Source organism: Curtobacterium sp. MCBA15_007 (assembly GCF_001864905.1).
Lineage (GTDB): Bacteria > Actinomycetota > Actinomycetes > Actinomycetales > Microbacteriaceae > Curtobacterium > Curtobacterium poinsettiae.
Genome location: NZ_MJGM01000017.1, coordinates 1 through 13,964, shown reverse-complemented (window position 1 = coordinate 13,964; position 13,964 = coordinate 1). Strand labels below are relative to the sequence as shown.

Genomic DNA, 13,964 nt, shown 5'->3' with positions numbered 1-13,964 from the left:
GGGCGCTGCGCGCGGTCTCGCGCTTCGTGGCGATGCGGAACGACGCTGCCGATGTCGTACGACGTCGACCGTGTGGTTCCACGTCGCCCGCCCGCGACCACCGCACCACACCTCCTTCCGCTACTGCCGCGCGATCACCTGCACGTCCGCCCCGGGGAACACCTTCTGCGTCTCCTCGGTCACCCGCGACACGATGGGCGGCACCGCTGCTCCCCGCCCCGGGGTCCGCACGACGATCGACTGGTCCCGTGCGGTGTCGGACGGGTCGCCGCCGCGCTCCCACGAGCAGCGGACCGCGGTGACCCCGCCGATGCGGTCGAGCGTGTCCGCCAGCGCGAGTCGCTTCGCCGCGACCTCCCCGGCTCCTGTGACGCCGATCTGCAGGCTGCCGAGGTCGGCGATCACGACGACGCGGACGCCGTTGCCACCGGACTCGTCGGCTGCTCGGCTGATGGCGGCGACCAGGTCACGTCTGGCAGCGCGGTCGAGCGAGGGGTCGGCGCGGACCGTCGCGACCGCGTCGTAGCTCGCGAACCCGGTCTTGGCCGGGGCGTGGTGCCGCACCTCGATGACGCCGGGCAGGTCGTCCACCCGCGTGTCGAACCGGTCGAGCGCGACGTCCGGCCGTGGGAAGACCCCGCCGATGCCGTTCTGCACGGAGCCGATGATCGACCCGAGCACCACGGCGATGACCGCGGCCACGACGAGGACGCTCCCGCCGATGACGAACCAGGTGCGGGCGCGGGTGCGCGTGGGGATGCTCGCCGTCTCCGGGCCGAACACGCGGTCGAGGTCGTCGTCGGACGGATCGGGGGCATGCCGGCCGTGTCGGCTGGTTCCGTCGTCGGACATCTGGCTCCCGTCACCCTGGGTTGCGGGTGGTCCCCGGTGTGCGGGTGCGTCGGAGCGTAGTCCCCGGTCAGCCCCGGCGTTCCAAGGGGTTCTGGTACTCGAACGCCGAGCCGCCGGTGGCGTCGGAGACGTCGTCGATCGGGTCGTCGAACCGGACGAGTTCGGCGTGGAAGCGCTCCGGGTCCCACCGGAACGAGTGGATGGACCCGTTCCGGATCGGGGTGTGGCCGCGGTCGGCCGTTCCGGGGGCTGCGGCGTTGACGACGCTGCGGATCACCGCGCCGTGCGTCGCGACCACCACGACGCCTCCGTCGAACCGCACCGCGATCTCGCCGAGGGTCTCGGTGATCCGCGCGAGCAGGGCGGAGCGGGACTCCCGACCGGGGATGTCGTCGTGCGGGTACCGGGCGGACACCTCGTCGTCGGTCAGACCCTCGGCCTCGCCGTAGGACCGCTCGGCCAGGCCCGGGTACGTCGTCGGGGCGTCGAGTCCCAGGTGATCGGCGATGATCGCACCCGTCTCGGCGGCGCGGGACAGCGGGGAGGCGACCACGGCGTCGAACGGCCGGCGGGTCAGGAGTTCGGCGGCCTCGGCGGCCTGCCGTCGTCCGGTGTCGTTGAGCGGGATGTCGGTGGAGCCCTGGATGCGGCGCTGCGCGTTCCAGTCGGTCTCGCCGTGGCGGACGAGGTACAGGAGGGTCGTCACTCGTCGATCTTCGCAGACGCGACCGGCGGGCCCGTCCGGCTACTCGGACGAGCGCGAGTCCTCGCGCGACGCTGCGGGTGACGCCGCGGGTGACGCCGCGGGTGACTCCGCGGGCGACTCCGCGCGCGACGCCCCCGCTGCACTGAGCCGCTCCGCCAGGTGCACGAGCGTCTCGGTGGTGCCGGCGTCGAGCTTCACGGCCGCCCGGCGGTCGCTGCGGGTCTCACCGCGGTTCACGATGACCACCGGGTTCTTCCGGCGTGCCGCGTGGTCGACCAGCCGCACGCCCGAGTTCACGGTGAGGGAGGACCCGACCACGAGCAGCGCGTCGGCGTCGGCGACGATCGACACGGCCTCGCGGAACTTCTCGGCCGGCACGAACTCGCCGAAGAAGACGACGTCGGGCTTCAGGTCGCCGCCGCAGACGGAGCACGCGGGCACGACGAACCGTTCGACCTCGGTGATCTCGACGTCACCGTCGGGCTGCAGCTGCACGGACCCGGGCTCGTCGATCCAGGGGTTCGCCCGGTCGATGGTGGTGGCGAGGTCGGAGCGGGAGAACACCTGCCCGCACCGCAGGCACACGGCGCGGTCCATCGACCCGTGGATCTCGACGACGCGACGGGACCCGGCGCGCAGGTGCAGGCCGTCGACGTTCTGCGTGATGACACCGGCGACGATCCCGGCGTCCTCGAGCGCGGCGAGCGCCCGGTGCCCGTCGTTCGGCGTGGCGGCCGCGAAGCTCCGCCAGCCCAGGTGCGATCCGGCCCAGTACCGCTGGCGCTTCGCGGGGTCGGCGAGGAACTCCTGGAACGTCATGGGCTTCCGCACGACGCGTCCGGCTCCGCGGTAGTCGGGGATGCCGGAGTCGGTGCTGAGACCGGCGCCGGAGAGCACGGCGATGCGCTTGCCCGCGAGCAGCTCGACGACACGGTCGAGGTCGTCGGCGCTCACCGACCCGGAGGTGGCCCCGGAGGCCGCTCCGGTGGTCGGTCCGGTCGTCGACGCAGCATCATCCAGCACCCTGTTCACGGTACCCTCAACACCCGACCGTCCCGGTCACTTCCCGAGCGGAGCACCGGGGACGCCATCGCCGCACCACACCGAAACGAGCCCCGTGCACCCCGTCCGCATCGACTCCCTCGACGATCCCCGCCTCGACGACTTCGCCCGGCTCACCGACGTGGCGCTCCGTCGGGTCTCGGAGCCCGAGGGCGGCCTGTACATCGCCGAGTCGAACACGGTCATCGAGCGGGCGGTCCGCGCCGGTCACGTGCCGCGCAGCATCCTGGTGCAGGAGAAGTGGCTCGACACCGTCCTGCCGCTGGTCGCGGAGCACGACGGTCCTGTCTTCGTCGGTGCGGACGCCCTGCTCGAGGAGCTCACCGGTTTCCGCATGCACCGCGGTGCGATCGCTGCGATGCAGCGTCCCGAGCTGCCGAGCGTCGCCGACGTGGTGCGGGACGCGAAGGTCGTCGTCGTGCTCGAGGACATCGTTGACCACACGAACGTCGGTGCCGTGTTCCGCAGCGTCGCCGGTCTCGGCGCCGACGCGGTGCTCGTCAGCCCGCGCTGCGCCGACCCGCTGTACCGCCGGAGCGTCCGGGTGAGCATGGGCACCGTCCTGCAGGTGCCGTGGACCCGCATCGGCGACTGGCCCGCGGCGGGTGAGGAACTCCGCGCACAGGGCTTCCACCTGGCCGCGATGGCACTGACGGACGAGTCCGTCGACCTCGACGCCTTCGTGGCGGACCTGCCCGACAGGGTCGCGCTCGTGATGGGGACCGAGGGGCAGGGACTGACGCCGGCCGCGATCGCGTCGGCTGACACGACCGTCCGCATCCCGATGGCACACGGCGTCGACTCGCTCAACGTGGCCGCGGCGAGCGCCGTCGGTCTGTGGGCGGTCACCCACGCCCGGCGGCTCGCCTCCTAGCGCACCACCGAGACGGTCGGGAGGCCCGGGGCGGGCTGGTCCGGCAGCATGCGCCCGGCACGGATCACGAGGGCACGGTCGGTGTCCGGTCCGCCGACCAGGCACACACCGACGGGAGCGCCGGCCACGGTCATCGCCGGTGCGCTCACCGCGGGGAGCCCGCCGACGCTCGCGAGCGCGGTGATCGCCGTGGTGGCGGTCCGCGTGCGCTCGAGTGCTCGGGCGTCCGCGCCCAGCAGCGGTGCGGGCCCGGGGACGGTCGGGAACAGCAGGGTCCGACCGGCGAGGGCACCGCGGATCGTCGTGCGCACGGCGTCCAGGGCGGTGCCGGCGTCGGCGGTCGCGTCGGGGTCGTTCGCCCCGGCCGCGCGGAACCGGTCACCGACCACGGCGCTCAGCGCTCCGGGGTGCGCGTCGATCCAGGGGCCGTGTGCTGCCAGGGCCTCGGCGGCCTGGACGAGCCGCAGCTGCTCCTGCAGGGCTCGGGGCTCCGGCATGCCGAGGTCGCGCAGTCGGACGGTGGCGACGGGTTCGTCGAGGGTCTCGACGAAGGCAGTGAAGGCCCGGGCGGTGTCCGGTTCGACGAGCGCGACGAGTTCCTCGGGGACGACGAGCACCGTCGCGTCGACCGCCTCGTCCGGCCCGGGCATCGGCGGGACGGTGGCGTCGAGGGCGGCGAGCAGCACCTCAGGGCTGCGGGTGAGCCACCCGACGGTGTCGAACGACGGCGCCAGGGGGAGCAGCCCGTCGCGGGACACCGTGCCGTGGGTCGTCCGGAGGCCCCAGAGTCCCTGGTACGAGGCGGGGACCCGCACCGAGCCCGCGGTGTCCGTGCCGATCCCGATCTCGACCATCCCGAGGCCGACGGCCGATGCGGATCCGCTGGACGAGCCTCCCGGCAGTCGGGTGGGGGCCGCGCTGTTCGGCGGTGTGCCGTGGTGCGCGTTCCGGCCGGTCAGGTTGTAGGCGAACTCGTCGGTGCGTGCGATCCCGCGGATCGACGCGCCGGCGGCGAGGAGCGCGGCGACCGCGGGGGCGGCCGTCGTCTCGACCGGTGCCTCGTGCAGGTACGTCGGGTTGCCCGCGCCGACCGGCTGGCCGGGCACGGCGTAGAGGTCCTTGACGGCGATGGTCAGGCCGTCGAGCGGCCCCACGGCGGTGGGTGCGACGAGCGGGTCGCCGACGGCCCGCCAGACGGTGGTGTCGACGGCTTTCGGGCGGCCGGTGACGTGGGCCGCTTCGATGCGCCAGCGGGGTCCGGCGCCGGTGTCGGTGTCGGTGTCGGTGTCGCCTTCGCCGTCGCGGCGCCAGAGCTGGGTCTGGAGGCCCTGCCCACCCGCGGCGAACCGGGACACCGACACGACGAGGGCGCGGTCCTCGGTCAGGGGGCGGACCTCGACGTGCGTCAGCGACCGGGTCGCGACCCCACCCCGTGCCCCGCGGAACGCGCTGATCGCGTCGTGCCCGACGAGCAGGCCGCGGTCGTCGCCGCGCATCGTGCCGGGGGAGTCGACGAAGGCGGCGTCGAGGGCGTCGAGGTCGTTCGCCAGCAGTGCCGTCTCGTAGGCGTGGATGGCTGCGAGCAGGCCGGCCGGGGCCTCGGGCGCGTCCGGCGTGGCCGGGGTGTGCGGCTTGGTCGACGTTCCGGGCGTGGTCATCGGGCGGGCTCCTCGAAGTCGGCCTTGCGGATGCGGGCGTGGACACCCGTCACCAGGTCCACCACCTGCGAGATGTTGAAGTCGGTCGCGGCGGACAGGTACGCGTACGCCAGGTGACGTTCCATGCCCCAGCGGGCCCCGAGGATCGCGACGGCGTGCCGGACGCACTGCCGGACGGCCTCGTCGAGGTCGGGGTCCATGCCGGTGGGCACCAGGAACTCCTGCGTCTCGGCGACGGGCCAGACCAGGTCGCCGAAGCGGGAGGCGGCCTCGGCTGCCGGGGTCAGGTCGAAGCGGATGGTGGCGCGGAGCGAGGCCTCCATCGCGGTGAGCGCCACCTCGCCGTCGCCCTGGGCGAAGTGCGGGTCGCCGACGTGGGCCAGCGCACCGGGAACGAGTACCGGCAGGTGCAGCTGCGAACCGACCTGCAGCAGGTTGACGTCGATGTTGCCGCCGTGACGACCGGGCGGGACGGAGTGCAGCCGCTCGCCGGGGGTCGCGACGCCCATGATCCCGAGGAACGGTGCCAGGGGGAAGTGCGCGAAGCGGTCGCCCGCGGCGGTGAGCGGGATGCGGCCCCGTCGACCCTGGGCGGTGTCGACGACGTCGGCGAAGACGCTCACCGTCGTGCCGTCGACCGGGAACTCGCCGTGCAGGGCACCGCGGCCGTGCCGGTTCGAGACCACGCCGTAGTGCACCCGGGGCAGGGTCTCGAGCACCGTCATGGTCAGGACGTCACCGGGGCGGGCGCCGCGCACCGCGATCGGACCGGACACCACGTGGGGGCCGTCCGCCGTGGGGTCGCGGTGTCCGGAGCGGGCGATCGCGACGGCGTCGGCGAGGACGTGCTCCGGGGCGACACCGTGGTCGCCGAACCAGGCGACGGGGTCGCTGCCCTGGTCGGGCAGGATCCCCTCGTGGCTGACGGTGTCGATGGTGACGGACTCCCCGGCACCGATCGTCAGGGCGGGGACATCACCGTCGCTCGGCAGCCGACCCCACAGGACGGTCTCCGGGTCGACGTGCAGGGAGTGGTCGCCGCGGACGGGCCCGGCGCCGGGCTGCAGGGTCGGGACCGCGGGGGCGGTGTTCTGGTGTGCGGTGGTGCGGTGTGCGGTGGTGCGGTGTGCGCTGGTGTGGTGTGCGGTGGTCATCGGTCCGTCCTCCGTTCGACCAGGTGGGCCACGTCGGCGAGGTGGTCGGCCATCGCCCGGGCCGCGCCGTCGACGTCGTGCTGCCGGATCCGCTCGAGGATCCGCTCGTGCCACTCGAACGACGACCGCCGCCCCTCGCTGGTGCTGTGCGACCGGGCGCGGACGTCCTGCACCCATCCGCTGCTGAGCTCGCACAGGGACACGAGCAGGGGGTTGCCCGAGGTACGGGCGACCTGCACGTGGAAGGCGACGTCCTGCGCGAGCGACTCCTCCGGGCTGAGGCCCGCGTGCGTGGCGGCGAGGATGCGTTCCAGGGTGAGCAGGTCGGCCGCACCCGCCCGCGCCGCCGCGAGTCCCGCGACCTGCGGCTCCACGACCGTCCGGAACTCGGCGACGTGCTCGGCCCGGTGGTCCAGGTCGTCGCGGTGGTGGTCGAGCAGGGCCGACGCCTCCTCCGGCCTCGGCAGCACGACGGTGCCACGACCAGGGGTCCGGGAGACCAGGCGACGGCGCTCCAGCTCCTGCAACGCCTCGCGGATCGTCGTGCGGGACACGGCGAGGTCCTCGGCGAGGGTGCGTTCCGGCGGCAGCTTGTCGCCGGGCTGCAGGTCGTCGAGCACGAGCGTGCCGAGGTGGGCGGCGGTCGCCGCACTCAGGGTCCGTCCACGGTGCATGCCATCGACCGTAGGGCCCGTTGGTCTGCTTGGTTCATTGGTACGACCAACTTTTACACGGCCGTCACATCCGGCGTCGGAACCCGAAACACGGTGGGCGAATGGTGGAGCACACCCCGCCAGCACCGACCGGAAGAGAGGTCCGACGTGGACCTGGTCCTCACCAATGCACGGCTGACCGACGGCCGTTCCGTCGACCTCGTGATCACCGACGGCCTGATCGCCAGCATCTCCGACACGCTCCCCGGTGCCGCCGCTCCCGCTGGTTCCGCCCGGGTGGTCGACTGCGCCGGCCGCGTCGTCATCCCCGGACTCATCGAAGCGCACCTGCACGTCGACAAGGCCCTGCTCGACCGGGAACGCCCGAACCCCGACGGCACACTCGCCGGAGCCATCGCCGTCACGGGCGAGCTCAAGCGCGGCTTCACCCACGCCACCGTCCGCGACCGCGCCCGCACCCTGCTCGACCAGGCCATCACGAACGGCACGACCCTCGTCCGCGCACACCCCGACGTCGACCCGATCGTCGGGCTCACCGGCGTCGAGGTCCTGCTCGACCTGCGCGACGAGTACCGGGACGCCCTCGACCTGCAGATCGTCGCCTTCCCCCAGGAGGGCATCGCGAAGGCACCGGGCACGCTGGCCCTGCTCCGCCGGGCGCTCGCCGCAGGGGCAGACGTCATCGGCGGCTGCACCTACAACGAGCGCACCCTCGCCGCGTGCCACGAGCACGTCGAGACCGTCCTGGACCTCGCCGAGGAGTTCGGCGTGCCGGCGGACCTGCACGCCGACTTCGCCGACGACACCTCCGACCCGCGGTACGCGCTCGCCGGGCACATCGCCGACCGTGTGGCGGCCCGCGGGCTGCAGGGGCGGGTGGCGCTCGGCCACGTGACCTCGGTCGCCAGCCTGCCCCGCGGCGAGCGCCGGGTGCTGTTCGACCGCCTGGCCGCCGCCGGGGTCGCCGTCGTGCCGCTGCCCGCGACCGACCTGCACCTCGGCGGCCGGTCCGACGACCACGACGTCCGCCGCGGGGTCGTGCCGGTCCGTGAGCTCTGGGACGCCGGCGTCACGAGCGCGTACGCGTCGAACAACGTCCGGAACGCCTTCACCCCGTTCGGAAACGCCGACCTGCTCGACGTCGGGCTCCTGCTGGCCCAGACCGGGCACCTGTCCGGACCGGACGACCTGCGACGGGTGCTCGCGATGGCCACCACCGGTGCCGCGCAGGTCGTCGGCGTCGCGGACACCCACGGCATCCGGCCCGGTGCCGCCGCCGACCTCGTCGTGCTCTCCACCACGGACCCGGACGGCGTGCTGCTCGACCGGCCGGACCGCGCCCTCGTCGTCAAGCGCGGCCGGGTCGTCGCCGAGACCACCAGGACCACCCGACTCACCACCAGCCGCACCACGAACCGATCGAAGGAACTCAGCCATGCGTGAACGGATCCCGCACGAGATCGTCGCCTCCGTCCTGGCCGGTGCCACGGCGTTCATCGGGGGCAACGCCCTGCACCTGCCGACCTGGGCGATCTTCATCAGCTGGGCGGGGATGTTCCTGCTCGGCAGCAAGCCGACGCTGCGGAACGCCACCCGGCTCTGGGCCGCGATGCCGATCGGGTCGGCGTTCGGTCTGGTCATCGTCCTGCTCGACCAGCGGTTCGGCACGCTCTTCGGCGAGGGGCAGGCGGCGCAGAACACCGTGCTGGCGCTGCTCATCCTCGTCGTGAACTGCGCGCTGATGTACACCGGTCGCACGAAGCTGTTCGGGCTCGTCCCCGGGATGTTCCTCGGGTTCGCCTCGTTCTTCGCGACGTGCTTCGGCGGGTTCGGCTTCGACCCGGGGAACGCCTGGGCCGCCTGGGTCTCGGTCGTGCTGATGAACGCGCTCGGCCCGGTGCTCGCGTACCTGTCCCGTCGCCTGACCTTCGCGCGGCCCGAGACGACCGGCGCGGCCGATGTGGCCGACCCGGCCGTGGGTGCGCACCCCGCCAGCCCGGCCGCCCAGGCCCCTGCTCCGGAACGGCAGCCCGACCAGCCGGTCGCAGCCTCGGCCTAGGAGCGGACCGGTACGCTCGGGTCCCGTGTCACGAGTCGTCCGCCGCCCCCGCTCCGCCGTCCGGAGGCCGGTCACGATCTCGGTGGTCGCCGTGCTGCTCCTGGTGGCCGGGTACCTCGTCGCCGCGGCCGTCGTGCCGTTCGGTCCGGCGAGCGCCAGCACCACCACCTACTCGGCACCGAGGACGACTGCCCCGGCACTGAGCTTCCCGGGCTACGGCGCGACCGCGGTCGAAGCGACGGACTTCCCCGAGAGCCTGCGTACCAGCGGCGACACGAAGCCCCGGTCCATCGCGAGCATCACGAAGGTCGTCACGGCGCTCGTGGTGCTCGACGAGAAGCCGATGGCGCCCGGACAGTCGGGCCCGGCCATCCGCTTCACGAAGCAGATGGAGGGCCTGTACGCGAAGTACGCGGCGCAGAACGGCGAGGTCGCTCCGATGCCGGCCGGCCTGAAGCTCACCGAGCACCAGGCGTTCCAGGTGATGCTCATGAAGTCGGCCAACAACTACGCCGGCGCGCTCGCCATCTGGGCCTTCGGATCCCTCGACGCCTACGAGCGAGCGGCCGCGAAGTGGCTCGACGAGCAGGGCCTCGACGACACGACGATCCACGAGCCGACCGGCCTCGACCCGGACAACACCTCGACCGCGACCGACCTGGTCGAGCTCGGGCAGCTGGCGCTCGCGAACCCGGTCGTCAAGGACATCGTCGGCACGCAGGACGTCACGATCCCGACGGTCGGCGCGATCGAGAACTCGAACAAGCTCCTCGGGCTCGACGGCGTCGAGGGGATCAAGACCGGCACGCTCGACGAGGCCGGGGCCTGTCTGCTGTTCGCGGCGACGTACGAGCGCGGCGGCAGGCAGGTCACCGTCGTCGGCGTGATGCTCGGCGGCGTGGACCACGACTCCCTCGACAACGACGTGCAGCGGTTGCTGCGGTCCGTCGCGGACAACTTCCAGGTGGTGACGCTCACCCATCAGGGGCAGACCTTCGGCACCTTCTCGACCCCGTGGCAGGACGAGGCGGACGCGGTCACGACGAAGGCCGCCGAGGTGCTCGTGTGGGGGAAGACCACGGTCACCGCGAAGGCGACGCTCGAGCGGGTGACCTTCGGCACGAAGGGCGAGCGGGTCGGGCGGGTCCGGTTCCGCATCTCCGACCACGACCCGGTCACGGTGCCGCTCGCGCTCGCGCGGACGATCGACGACCCCGGCGTCTGGTGGCGTTGGACGAACCCGTTCCAGGGGGCGTGACGCTCGTCGGTGCCCGACCGTAGAGTCGGTCGGGTGACGACGATGACGACGTTCCCCCGGACCACCCCCTCCGCCCTCGACGTCGACGCCCGCGGAGTCCTCGCGTTCGTCGACGCCCTCGAGTCGACACCCGGCGTCGAACCGCACAGCTTCATGCTGCTCCGGCACGGCCAGGTCGCTGCCGGGGGGTGGTGGCAGCCGTACTCGGCCGACCGCGTGCACCTGCTCTACTCGCTGAGCAAGAGCTTCACCGCAGCGGCCGTCGGCATCGCCGTGCGCCAGGGACTGGTCGACCTCGACGCGACCGTGCTGTCGTACTTCCCGGAGCTCGACGCCGACGTCACCGATGAGCGCAGCCGCCGGATGCGGGTGCGGCACCTGCTCGCGATGGCAAGCGGGCACCGCGAGGAGACGCTCGAACGGGCGGAGGCCCTCGATCCGACGAACACGGTGCGCGGGTTCCTGCTGCTCCCGCCGGACGAGGAGCCCGGCTCGGTCTTCGCGTACAACCAGCCGTGCACGTACACGCTCGCGAGCATCGTCCGGCGCGTGACCGGCGGGTCGCTCGTGGCCTGGCTCCGCCCGCACCTGCTCGACCCGCTCGGCATCGACGACCTCGCGTGGCGCCGCGACGACACCGGCGCGGAGTTCGGGTTCAGCGGGTGCTACGCCACGACCGACGCGGTCGCGAAGCTCGGCCAGCTGTACCTGCAGGACGGCGTCTGGAACGGCGAGCGGATCCTCGACGCCGACTGGGTCGAACAGGCCACGAGCACGCAGGTCGCCAACCCGGACGAGGCCAACCCGGACTGGTCGAAGGGGTACGGCTTCCAGTTCTGGATGGCCCGCCACGGTTTCCGCGGCGACGGCGCCTACGGTCAGTTCTGCGTCGTCCTGCCGGAGCAGGACGTCGTGCTCGCGATCACCGGTCAGACCGTCGACATGCAGGCGGTCCTCGACGCGGCCTGGCAGCACCTCCTGCCCGCCGTCGACGGCACGACCGACACGGATGCGGACACCGCACTGGAGGCCCGGCTCGCCTCCCTCGGGCTGCCACCGGTGCAGGGTGGTCGCCTTCCGGAGCACCTCGCCGACGTCGAGCTGCGGTCGCGTCCCGGCGGGATCCTCGATGCCGCCACGTTCACGCGCGGTGCAGACGGGATCCGCCTGACGATCACCGACGACGGCCGGTCGGAGTCCGTGCCGCTCGGCGAAGGACTGTGGGCCGTCGAGGGTGCCCTCGCGGCGAGTGCGGCGACCGAGCCGGAGGGCACCGTGCTCGTCGCGGTCCGCTTCCTGGAGACCCCGCACCTGCTGCACCTGCGCATCGACCTCGACGCGGGCACGGTCGGGGCGAAGTGGAAGACCGAGCCGCTGCACGACGGTCCGATGACGCTCCGTCGCCCCGCGGACTGACCTGTGCCGACCACAGGGTGCGCACGACCCCGTTCGCGGCGCGCACGACACGGTTCGCGCCCCCGTAGCGTCATCGCGCCCTGGTGAGCCGGGGCGCGATGACCGTGGTGGGGCGCGGCTGCGGAGGCGTGCGGACTCGAAGGGGCGTCGTCGGCTACGGGGTGTCGGAAGGGTGCTCGGTGACGATCTGCAGCTCGGGCCGCTTCGCCGTCACCCCGTCGCCGGACGAGGTGTGCTTGATGCGGCGGACCACCCACGGCACCAGGTACTCCCTGGCCCACCCGAGGTCCTCGGCGCGGGCCTCGCGCCACGGGCGTGCCTCGAGCGGGTCCGGGTTGAACGGTTCGAGCCCGTGCGGCACACCGAGGGTGTCGAGCACCGCGGCGGCGATCGTGGAGTGGCCCATCGGGGAGTGGTGCAGCCGGTCCGGAGCCCACATCCGCGGGTCCCGGAGCACGCGGAGTGCCCACATGTTGGCCACCAGGGCACCGTGCTTCAGGGCGATGGCGTGCAGGTTCTCGTTGTAGATCGCCGTCTTGCCGCGGACCATGCCGAGCACCGGGGTCATCCCGACGTCCGGGCCGGTGAACAGCACGACGGTGGCTCCATCGCGGCGCAGGTCGGCGACGAGCCGGTCCACCCGTTCGGCGAGCTCGTCCGGGTCCGAGCCCGGGCGGATGATGTCGTTGCCGCCGGCCGACACCGTGATGAGGTCCGGGTGCAGGGCGACGGCGGCCTCGGCCTGCTCGTCGATGATCTGCTGGAGCAGCCGCCCGCGGATCGCGAGGTTCGCGTACGCGAAGTCGTCCGTCTGGTGTGCCAGCACCTCGGCGACGCGGTCCGCCCAGCCGCGGTTGCCGCCCGGGACGGTCGGGTCGGGGTCCCCGATCCCCTCGGTGAACGAGTCACCGATCGCGACGTACCTGGTCCAAGGATGACGATCTGACACGTCCCGGACCCTAGTCTCGTGGCATGACGAAGGCCAACACGGACGCCGTCGGCTGGTCGGTGCCCGACGAACTGCTCGACCGCATCGCCGGGCGCGCCCCCGGGTACGACGCCGCGAACGCGTTCTGCACCGAGGACCTCGACGAGCTCCGCGCCGCCGGCTACCTGCGGATCGGTGTCCCCGTCGAGCAGGGCGGGGCGGGCCTCGGCCTGCGCGCCACCGCCGGCGTGCAGCGCGCCCTCGCCCAGGCCGCGCCGGCGACGGCGCTCGGCCTCGGCATGCACCAGGTGTGGGTGCAGGCGGCGCGCGCCGTCCGTGCGCGAGGTGAGTCGTTCCTCCAGGCCGTCACCGACCACGCGGCGGACGACCAGCTGCTCGCCTTCGGGGTGAGCGAACCCGGCAACGACGCCGTGCTGTTCGACTCGTCGACGACGGCGGAGCCGGACGGCGACGGCGGGTACCGGTTCACCGGCACGAAGGTGTTCACCTCCCTCGCTCCGGCGTGGGACGTCATGAGCGTCTTCGGCAAGGACACCTCGGGGGCGGAACCCCGGCTCGTGCACGGCTTCGTGCTGCGGTCGGACGGCGACGTGGAACACCTGGACGACTGGGACACGCTCGGGATGCGCGCGACGCAGAGCCGCACCACGAACCTGCACGGCGTGCACGTCCCGGCTGGCCGCATCGTCCGGTCACTGCCGGTCGGGCCGAACCAGAACCCGCTCGTGTTCGGGATCTTCGCCTCGTTCGAGCTCCTCATCGCGTCGGTGTACGTCGGGATCGCCGAGCGGGCGATCGCGCTCGCGGCGACCGCCGTGGCGGGGCGGACCGCGGCCGACGGTACTCGGCGGTCGGAGGACCCCGACGTGCGCCGGGCGATCGCCGACCTGCGCGGCGCGGTCGACGCGATCACGCTGCAGGTCGACTCGTTGGCGCGGTCGGTCGACGAGGTCGACGACCTCGGAGCCCGGTGGTTCCCGCTGCTCGTCGGCACGAAGGCGCGGGCCGTGGACACGGCGCAGCACGTCGTGGACGAGGCCATGCGCGTCGTCGGCGGCTCGGCGTTCCGGGCGTCGAGTGAGCTGGCGCGGCTGGCGCGTGACGTCCGGGCGGGGCAGTACCACCCGTCGTCGCGCGACTCCGCGGCGCGGACGATCGCCGCGTCGGTGCTCGGCCCGCTCGGCTGAGCGCTGCGCTCCGGAGCGCTTCCGGTGCGCTTCCGGTGCGAGGGTGGCGTGGCCGCGCACGGTGCGGGGTCCGTCGGCCGGTGCGGGGTTGGCGCGGCGGCGCTCGGTGCGGGGT

The 13,964-nt window shown here is 73.2% G+C and carries 13 protein-coding genes; 6 read left to right on the top strand and 7 right to left on the bottom strand.

All coding sequences use genetic code 11. The features are described from left to right. Positions 1 to 120: 120 nt before the first annotated feature. The 3 genes from BIU95_RS09095 to BIU95_RS09085 form a co-directional block, all read right to left on the bottom strand. Positions 121 to 852 (bottom strand): hypothetical protein, encoded by a 732-nt coding sequence (locus BIU95_RS09095; protein ID WP_071251498.1) that lies wholly within the window; start codon positions 850 to 852, stop codon positions 121 to 123. A 67-nt stretch (positions 853 to 919) separates the two neighbouring features. Then, positions 920 to 1,558, bottom strand: coding sequence for a histidine phosphatase family protein (locus BIU95_RS09090; protein ID WP_042540899.1), 639 nt, complete (start codon positions 1,556 to 1,558; stop codon positions 920 to 922). A gap of 39 nt (positions 1,559 to 1,597) precedes the next feature. Continuing rightward, on the bottom strand, positions 1,598 to 2,512 hold the full coding sequence (locus BIU95_RS09085) for a Sir2 family NAD-dependent protein deacetylase (RefSeq protein ID WP_254783328.1): 915 nt from the start codon (positions 2,510 to 2,512) through the stop codon (positions 1,598 to 1,600). A 163-nt stretch (positions 2,513 to 2,675) separates the two neighbouring features. Between BIU95_RS09085 and BIU95_RS09080 the strand changes: the two genes are divergently transcribed. After that, the gene (locus BIU95_RS09080) at positions 2,676 to 3,494 is read left to right on the top strand and encodes an RNA methyltransferase (protein WP_017887288.1); all 819 of its coding nucleotides are present in this window, start codon (positions 2,676 to 2,678) and stop codon (positions 3,492 to 3,494) included. On the opposite strand, the gene BIU95_RS09075 is transcribed toward BIU95_RS09080, so the two are convergent. Genes BIU95_RS09075 through BIU95_RS09065 form a run of 3 tightly spaced genes read right to left on the bottom strand, consistent with a single transcriptional unit; the run spans position 3,491 to position 6,980 of the window. Then, positions 3,491 to 5,152, bottom strand: coding sequence for an AtzH-like domain-containing protein (locus BIU95_RS09075; protein WP_071251496.1), 1,662 nt, complete (start codon positions 5,150 to 5,152; stop codon positions 3,491 to 3,493). The two genes, BIU95_RS09080 and BIU95_RS09075, sit on opposite strands and share 4 nt — an antisense overlap. Further along, complete coding sequence (locus BIU95_RS09070) at positions 5,149 to 6,306, bottom strand: acetamidase/formamidase family protein (RefSeq protein WP_175470746.1); 1,158 nt, start codon at positions 6,304 to 6,306, stop codon at positions 5,149 to 5,151. The genes BIU95_RS09075 and BIU95_RS09070 overlap by 4 nt, the downstream gene beginning before the upstream one ends. After that, on the bottom strand, positions 6,303 to 6,980 hold the full coding sequence (locus BIU95_RS09065; protein WP_042540895.1) for a FadR/GntR family transcriptional regulator: 678 nt from the start codon (positions 6,978 to 6,980) through the stop codon (positions 6,303 to 6,305). The genes BIU95_RS09070 and BIU95_RS09065 overlap by 4 nt, the downstream gene beginning before the upstream one ends. A 147-nt stretch (positions 6,981 to 7,127) precedes the next feature. On the opposite strand from BIU95_RS09065, the gene BIU95_RS09060 reads away from it, so the two are divergent. From BIU95_RS09060 to BIU95_RS09045, 4 genes are read left to right on the top strand one after another with little or no spacing between them, the layout of a single operon-like run. Further along, positions 7,128 to 8,423: an amidohydrolase family protein gene (locus BIU95_RS09060; protein ID WP_017887292.1), complete on the top strand. Its 1,296-nt coding sequence runs from the start codon at positions 7,128 to 7,130 to the stop codon at positions 8,421 to 8,423. Next, positions 8,416 to 9,039, top strand: a complete 624-nt coding sequence (locus BIU95_RS09055) for a DUF1097 domain-containing protein (RefSeq protein ID WP_071251495.1) — start codon at positions 8,416 to 8,418, stop codon at positions 9,037 to 9,039. The genes BIU95_RS09060 and BIU95_RS09055 overlap by 8 nt, the downstream gene beginning before the upstream one ends. Before the next feature lie 25 nt (positions 9,040 to 9,064). Beyond that, positions 9,065 to 10,297, top strand: a complete 1,233-nt coding sequence (locus tag BIU95_RS09050) for a D-alanyl-D-alanine carboxypeptidase family protein (RefSeq protein WP_081612295.1) — start codon at positions 9,065 to 9,067, stop codon at positions 10,295 to 10,297. A gap of 42 nt (positions 10,298 to 10,339) precedes the next feature. Further along, a complete protein-coding gene (locus BIU95_RS09045) occupies positions 10,340 to 11,713 on the top strand; it encodes a serine hydrolase (RefSeq protein WP_071251506.1) in 1,374 nt (457 codons plus the stop codon). Between the two features lie 154 nt (positions 11,714 to 11,867). Here BIU95_RS09045 and BIU95_RS09040 read toward each other — a convergent pair whose 3' ends face one another. Next, positions 11,868 to 12,662, bottom strand: a complete 795-nt coding sequence (locus BIU95_RS09040; RefSeq protein WP_056068694.1) for an SGNH/GDSL hydrolase family protein — start codon at positions 12,660 to 12,662, stop codon at positions 11,868 to 11,870. A gap of 23 nt (positions 12,663 to 12,685) precedes the next feature. Here BIU95_RS09040 and BIU95_RS09035 point away from each other — a divergent pair, with 23 nt between their 5' ends. Beyond that, a complete protein-coding gene (locus tag BIU95_RS09035; protein ID WP_071251494.1) occupies positions 12,686 to 13,849 on the top strand; it encodes an acyl-CoA dehydrogenase family protein in 1,164 nt (387 codons plus the stop codon). The last annotated feature ends 115 nt before the right edge of the window (positions 13,850 to 13,964 follow it).